Origin of the sequence: Paenibacillus sp. AR247 (assembly GCF_002968895.1) — a bacterium.
Classification (GTDB): Bacteria; Bacillota; Bacilli; order Paenibacillales; family Paenibacillaceae; genus Paenibacillus_AQ; species Paenibacillus_AQ favisporus.
Genome location: NZ_PCZT01000033.1, coordinates 1 through 6,070 on the forward strand (window position 1 = coordinate 1; position 6,070 = coordinate 6,070).

7 protein-coding genes are annotated in these 6,070 nt (G+C 42.6%); 1 reads left to right on the forward strand and 6 read right to left on the reverse strand.

Annotation, left to right across the window (positions count from 1 at the left end; translation table 11 throughout):
- Window positions 1-80: 80 nt before the first annotated feature.
- Complete coding sequence (locus CPT76_RS35285) at window positions 81-719, reverse strand: TetR/AcrR family transcriptional regulator (protein ID WP_105446201.1); 639 nt, start codon at window positions 717-719, stop codon at window positions 81-83.
- Between the two features lie 530 nt (window positions 720-1,249).
- Window positions 1,250-2,269: a UDP-N-acetylmuramoyl-tripeptide--D-alanyl-D-alanine ligase gene (locus CPT76_RS35290; RefSeq protein WP_105446202.1), complete on the reverse strand. Its 1,020-nt coding sequence runs from the start codon at window positions 2,267-2,269 to the stop codon at window positions 1,250-1,252.
- A gap of 137 nt (window positions 2,270-2,406) precedes the next feature.
- Here CPT76_RS35290 and CPT76_RS35295 point away from each other — a divergent pair, with 137 nt between their 5' ends.
- Window positions 2,407-2,865, forward strand: coding sequence for a cell wall hydrolase (locus CPT76_RS35295; protein WP_105446203.1), 459 nt, complete (start codon window positions 2,407-2,409; stop codon window positions 2,863-2,865).
- Window positions 2,866-2,899: 34 nt separating this feature from the next.
- On the opposite strand, the gene CPT76_RS35300 is transcribed toward CPT76_RS35295, so the two are convergent.
- The 4 genes from CPT76_RS35300 to CPT76_RS35315 are packed head-to-tail and all read right to left on the reverse strand — an operon-like array spanning window position 2,900 to window position 5,956.
- Window positions 2,900-3,634 (reverse strand): glycosyltransferase family 2 protein, encoded by a 735-nt coding sequence (locus tag CPT76_RS35300; RefSeq protein WP_105446204.1) that lies wholly within the window; start codon window positions 3,632-3,634, stop codon window positions 2,900-2,902.
- The gene (locus tag CPT76_RS35305) at window positions 3,631-4,278 is read right to left on the reverse strand and encodes a polysaccharide deacetylase family protein (protein ID WP_105446205.1); all 648 of its coding nucleotides are present in this window, start codon (window positions 4,276-4,278) and stop codon (window positions 3,631-3,633) included. Before CPT76_RS35305 ends, CPT76_RS35300 begins: the two co-directional genes overlap by 4 nt.
- A gap of 32 nt (window positions 4,279-4,310) precedes the next feature.
- Window positions 4,311-5,288, reverse strand: coding sequence for a CgeB family protein (locus CPT76_RS35310; RefSeq protein ID WP_105446206.1), 978 nt, complete (start codon window positions 5,286-5,288; stop codon window positions 4,311-4,313).
- Window positions 5,288-5,956 carry a polysaccharide deacetylase family protein gene (locus CPT76_RS35315; protein ID WP_181153250.1) on the reverse strand — a complete coding sequence of 223 codons (669 nt, stop codon included), beginning with the start codon at window positions 5,954-5,956 and terminating at the stop codon, window positions 5,288-5,290. Before CPT76_RS35315 ends, CPT76_RS35310 begins: the two co-directional genes overlap by 1 nt.
- Window positions 5,957-6,070 lie beyond the last annotated feature (114 nt).

The window sequence follows — 6,070 nt, forward strand, 5'->3', positions numbered from 1 at the left end:
GAGGTTAATAGCAACGCCATTATTCAAAATCAAATCTCTCTAGTGATATTTTTGGGGTGGAATACTGAAAGCTGAGTCATCTACTCATTTAACCTTTTCAAAAGTGCTTGTAAACCAAAGGAAAATTGTTGATCTGGATTCCCGTATTCAAGGTCTGACATCAATTTATGTAGAATGGGGTACTTGTTTCCGGGAATATCTTGCCACAATTTTGAATCAGACCCTTCTGGCTTCATGCCGGAAAAAAGGACTGAACCTACATCAAGTAGCTCATGACCAATAATAAAACCAACCATACCATTTAATACATAGATCGCGTGAGCTCCATATATATTTGCACGTTGGAGAGTAGCAAGGAGACGTTCCAAAATGGACAGGGATGCAGGAGTTCGTAATGGACGTGATGCAAACAAAGGCAGTGCACGTGGATGTGCACGTAGGACATTACGAAAATCATGTGCAAATACCCATAAATCATCATACGGCGACGAATTTGATGTTTCTGGGAATGGTATTTGTAATAAAAGAAATTCAATAACTCCATCAAACAACTCTTCTTTATTTGCGATGTGATTATAAAGGGACATTGCTTCAACGCCTAATGCTAATCCCAGTTTCCGCATACTAAAATTTTCTAAACCTTCTTGATCAATCAATTGTACAGCAGCTTTTAGTACCTTTTCCCGAGTTAGAGATCGTTTTCGATCTATTTTTTCCATATATACTTCTCCTTGTGTTGTTTGTACCTAAATACTTACACCATAAGTTTACATTGTAAGTTTATGGTGTAAGTATTTTGTTGTCAAGTCAAGAAAGTGATATTGCATGTATTATAAAATGCTAAAAACTGCATCTGTAATGAGAATCCGTATCTATTACGGCTAACCATACCTGGTCTTATCTTTTTCGGCAAACGATACGTCGGGTTTTGACAAGAACATATATCGTTAAAACAAACAAAGCCACTATTACGCGGCTTTTAAGCGTGTATGTTCATGTCGTCTTACATACAGGCGGTGGTAATCGTCTCCAAGTATCCCCTTGTTTTCCCCTTATCTTGAAATAAGGGTCCCACACACCCGGCAGTTTGCATGATCTTGACAGAGCCAAAGTCCCCCATACAACAAAGCCTTCTTACACCGCTGCGCAAGAAGGCTATGCCCAAATCTTCTTCATTTTTAAGCTTTTTGAAGCATCCATTCAACTACATGCATCAATTTAACTTTGTGCCCGTTTGTTGATCCCTTTACTAAAAAACAGTTCCCGGCCGAAGTTGCTTAGAAAGTTGTCCTTTTAAATCAGCGACGTTTGTGAAATGCTTAAACTTATCACGCGGCAAACCCAATTTCATTGCCCCAATTCCTAAATATCTGGAATGCCTTCCATATGTGTAAAGCAGGTCCAACCCTTTCCTTGCAAGTTTGCGGCCTTGTGCAAGATGAATGGATTTTGCGTATTTGCCAAGGTCCTGAATATCGCCCAATACGGCTATTTTCCGACGGTTACCCCACCCATGGTGCTGCAAAACATTCACAGCAGGATCTAATTCAGGTTTGGTATTAAAACTATCATCAATGATGGTTATTCGATTAGCCATCTTCTTTATTGACAAGCGTGCATACGGCATCTCCATCCGTCTCAAACCTTTTCTGATTTGGGAGACACTGCATCCCAGATGATTTGATACGGCTATTGCGAAAAGAGCATTATATACATTGCATTCCCCATAGCATGGAATATAGAACACTTTCATCTTTCCTCTAAGCCGAATACTGAATTTAGCGCCGCTAGCTGTATAAGTTACCTTCACTGCACGGTAATCTGCTGGACCATATATTCCAATAGTAAATACCTTCCCCTTAAATGCTTTGACCTGCAATAATCTGGAGTTCTTATCATCCCGGTTTATAAATAGAACACCGGAAGGATCCATTTCGTGAATCAGTTCAGATTTTGCGGCTGCTATTCCCCTCAGACCGTTCTTAAAGTGCCCGATATGTGCTTTACCTACATTTGTAATGATACCTATCCACGGTTTAATCAATCGGCAGTGTTTTGTGATATCCCCTTTCTTCTTCATCCCATATTCCAGTACAACTGCCTGATCCGCTGATCTGATTTGCTTCTTGTACTGGGAGGTATACCAGGTGTCGTTGCCGTTTTCAAACGATTTAAAGGTCTTCCACCGCTGTTTGAGAATCGAAGCAAGCATCTCTTTGGTGGTCGTTTTCCCTGCGCTACCCGTAATGGCTATGATGGGTTTACGCATGTTATCCCTCCTTAGGAGCCTTTAATAGGTCATTGTTGACAAACCAATTCTATATCGATGCATATACATAATAGAGACAGGAACACTAGCACCCACCCATTCATCACATTTTAAAATTGTTTAAAGGAGGCATAATAGTGGACCTTCGCGAGCGTTTATCACTATTAGGGTATGAAGGTAAGTCATTGAAAGCCATGCTCCTAGCCTTCCAGCATGACTTCCATATCCACTCATCCGGCAAACTCACCCGTAAAACAATTCCACGATTAAAGCAGTTGACGCAAGGGAATGTTACCTTGAATCTGCTTGCCAGAGTGATCTACAGCGAAGCTGTGGGAGAACCTTATAACGGTAAGGTTGCTGTTGGAGCCGTCGTACTGAATCGTCTCACATCTTCCGATTTTCCAAATACGCTGGTGAGGGTTATTATCGAGCCTCTCGCTTTTGCTGTAATCGGTGATGGACGCTTTTGGCTAAAACCCAATTTAATCGCCTACAAGGCTGCACGAGACGCTCTAAATGGGAAGGATCCGACTAAAGGCTGCCTTTATTTTTTAACCCAGATAAATCAACTTCCCAATGGATACGAAGATTAAAGCCTAAAATGAGGATCGGCCGTCATGTATTTGCCTAGTCCTTGTACACGGCATAACGTCTGTAATCCGAGCCGCAGAGCCTGATCCTCCTGCTTTGAGACTTTAATCTTTGGTCGCTAATCTTCCAGGTATGCTTCTTCTTTTCGGCACGTCGCTGAATGACATAGTGGTAACAATCCGCTGAATATATTCGGAAACCTTTATTGTGGCAGCGTTTCAAAAATCCTACGGTTTCTCCCAGTGATACGGAACGAAATCGAACCTTATTGAATATCTGCTTACGGCATAGCAGTGTTGCACCCGAAACTTGCTTCACATGACGCATTTGCTCCTCCGGATAACGAAGAAATAGCCCGGAATCCGCTTCTAAATAGACAAGACACCCTCTTTTTCCCACGATATCGGCTTTAGATTTGACTAACGCATCCATCATCGTATTTAAATAATACGGCGAATAGTAGTCATCATCGTCAAACCTTGCTATAAATTCATAACGGGCCTTACGGATTGCATCGTTTAAACAAGAGCCCAGCTCTTTCTTCGCAGGCCTTTGATAAATCGAGATATCTTTTCGTGATTTGCACATGCTCTGATATTTCGCTAAGTTCATTGAGTCGTTATTTAATATAATAATCAGTTCTTTGGTTTTATACTTCTGACGAGTATAGTTAGTCAGCAGCTGTTTGAAGTAGTTAGGACGATTCGTGCAGGTAATCACCGATACTGCTTCCGATTCATAACGGGTATTGAATTTCCCCTTCACCTTCATCGCAAACCACCTCTTGCCGCGTGTTCTAGCCGCTGCAACCTCATCAATTCCGAAACTGTGACAAATCGGAAACCTTTCTTTCGTAGTTTCCTTACAATCAACGGCAGCGCAGTTAAGCTTTGATACCAGGGGTCGCAAGCATGTAGCAGTATAATTGAACCTCCACGCACGTAGGGTACAACCCTTCTCACAATCATAGAGATGTCTGTCAATTTCCAATCCAAAGAGTCCACATCCCAGTGTACTATCAACTGGTCCAAAGTGCGGAGCTTACGGACTACACGCGGGTTCATATCCCCGCCTGGCGGGCGAAACAGCCTCGTCCTTATACCTGTCGCCTGAAAAATAGCTTTGCCGGCCCTATTAACCTCTTGCTCAATCCAAGCGTTATTTTGCCACCTATAATCTTTATGCCTGTAGCCATGAGAGCCGATCTCGAAGCCCTTCTTCTGAATTTTTCTTGCAATTTGCGGATGGGTTTCAGCCCAAATGCCTGTAATGAAGAAGGTCGCTTTATGGACGCCGTGTTCCTTCAGCAGAGATAGCATACGCAGAGGAACCTTATGTCCGTTAGCGATATCGAATGTTAAAGCAACCACTTTCTTTTTCGTCTCTACGCGATATAGAACATCCCACGAATCCATTTCGGGAAGGCTCCTCCTTGCCGGTTAGTGTTTTAAATGATCTTATACTTTCGCAGTTGCCGAATCATATACTGGGCACGACGTGAGTAGCTATGCTTCCTGACCGCTAGTTTACCTTGTTTCCGAATCCTCTCGCGCTCTTCGGGATGTTTTAGATAATAGGCAACCAGGTCTCGGGTCTGCTTCGCCGAGTTGGAAACGACAAGGTCCCTACCTGGTTTAAATAACCTGCGTATTTCAGGTGTATCACTTGTAACAAGGAAACCTCCCGATCCAAGAATTTCATAGGTTCTTTGGGTTACCTGAGTGAGCTGATTCTGAGGACCGATAACAATCTTCGCCGAGTTATATACTTTATGGGCATCGGGATAAGGCAAATAACCGTGTATCCATTTACGTGGAATACGGCTTCCAAGAATAGGCTTCATCGACTCCCATTGTTTCCCCCAGAAATCGACTCTTTTACCGTCTTGGATTAAAGGACGAATGAGATGTCTGATCGATTTAATGCCGAAATGTTTGGGGTATATTTTTAAGATCCGGGAATATCCGTTAGCCACTACGGCAATATCGCGTTTAAAACCCTTAACAGCCTTACATTCTTTGTGCACCTTTGGATGGTATCCAAAATCCATATGAGCGGCCTGTATCCCCATTTTTTTATAATTTCTAACCATGGAGCGACAGATGGTAAATACGAAATCGGGCTTGACCGTACGCACATAAGGAAGGGTAAAAGATTCATGGTGAGTAGGGTCTTCCGTGGCCCAGTACACATGCGGAATTTTTGTTGATGCTACGTATCTGCGCATCCAATATTGCTTATACTCCGCATGTTCAGGAGTCCATCCCATGCTGATAACTAGATCCGGCTTAAACGTTTTGAGTAGATGAGGCAGCTTATTTTTCGTCAGAGTGCCAGAAATTTTCACTTTGTGCCCTAGATCCCTGAATCCATTCGGGAGCCCGTGGATCCACATCGGGTGGTTCTCTAGAAATAAAACTTTCATTATTGACCCTCCGGGATTTGAAAATTGTATGATTTGAGCGACAACACCCCGAACCTGAACCCTTGCCTTCTTAGGCCCTCGATAATAACAGGCAAGGCAGCGGTGCTGTTGTCTGCAAAATCATGAAACAATATGATGCAACTGGAGCTTATCCGGCTTTCGTTAAGCACATGATCTGAAATTTGTCTAGGAGACAGCCGGATAGGATAAGAATCCAGCGAATCGATCGTCCAGTCGCAATATCTATATTTTCTAGATTTCAACTCGGCTTTAATAGACCGTATTAGGCTGGGAGACCTTTTTTTGGGAATCAGCCGATTGTTGGAGCCTCCTGGAAACCGAAATAATCGTGGTTTGAATCCAACAGACTTTATAAGCAGCCGCTCCAAACGGTCAAAATCTTGAAAGAAGCCTTTTTTACTCGCATAGATCTTGGCATAGTCATGAGAATAAGTGTGATTGCCCAACACATGACCTTGGCTGATTATTTTTCGATACATATTCAATCCGTAAGGAGTTTCTTTTCCCAATACAAAAAAGGTTCCTTTAATCCCATAGCGTCTCAGAATATCCAAAATTTGTTTCGTGTTTTTTGAAGGACCATCATCAAAAGTAAGATAAGCTACTTTTACTCGCCGATTCCACACCTTCCTACGATCAGGATTCACTTTAGAAGTCCCTTCTTTCGTAAGGCCGATAACATAAATTTTGCACGCTCAGTGTAGTTCTGTTTGGCAATTGCACTCCTTCCGTTCCGTCGAATTCGCTCTCTCTCCTTCTCA

Excerpts from the sequence above, each read along its gene's own strand:
- CPT76_RS35305 (WP_105446205.1), bottom strand. The coding sequence starts at position 4,278 with ATGGATTCGTGGGATGTTCTATATCGCGTAGAGACGAAAAAGAAAGTG.
- CPT76_RS35310 (WP_105446206.1), bottom strand. The coding sequence starts at position 5,288 with ATGAAAGTTTTATTTCTAGAGAACCACCCGATGTGGATCCACGGGCTC.
- CPT76_RS35285 (WP_105446201.1), bottom strand. The coding sequence starts at position 719 with ATGGAAAAAATAGATCGAAAACGATCTCTAACTCGGGAAAAGGTACTA.
- CPT76_RS35300 (WP_105446204.1), bottom strand. The coding sequence starts at position 3,634 with ATGAAGGTGAAGGGGAAATTCAATACCCGTTATGAATCGGAAGCAGTA.
- CPT76_RS35290 (WP_105446202.1), bottom strand. The coding sequence starts at position 2,269 with ATGCGTAAACCCATCATAGCCATTACGGGTAGCGCAGGGAAAACGACC.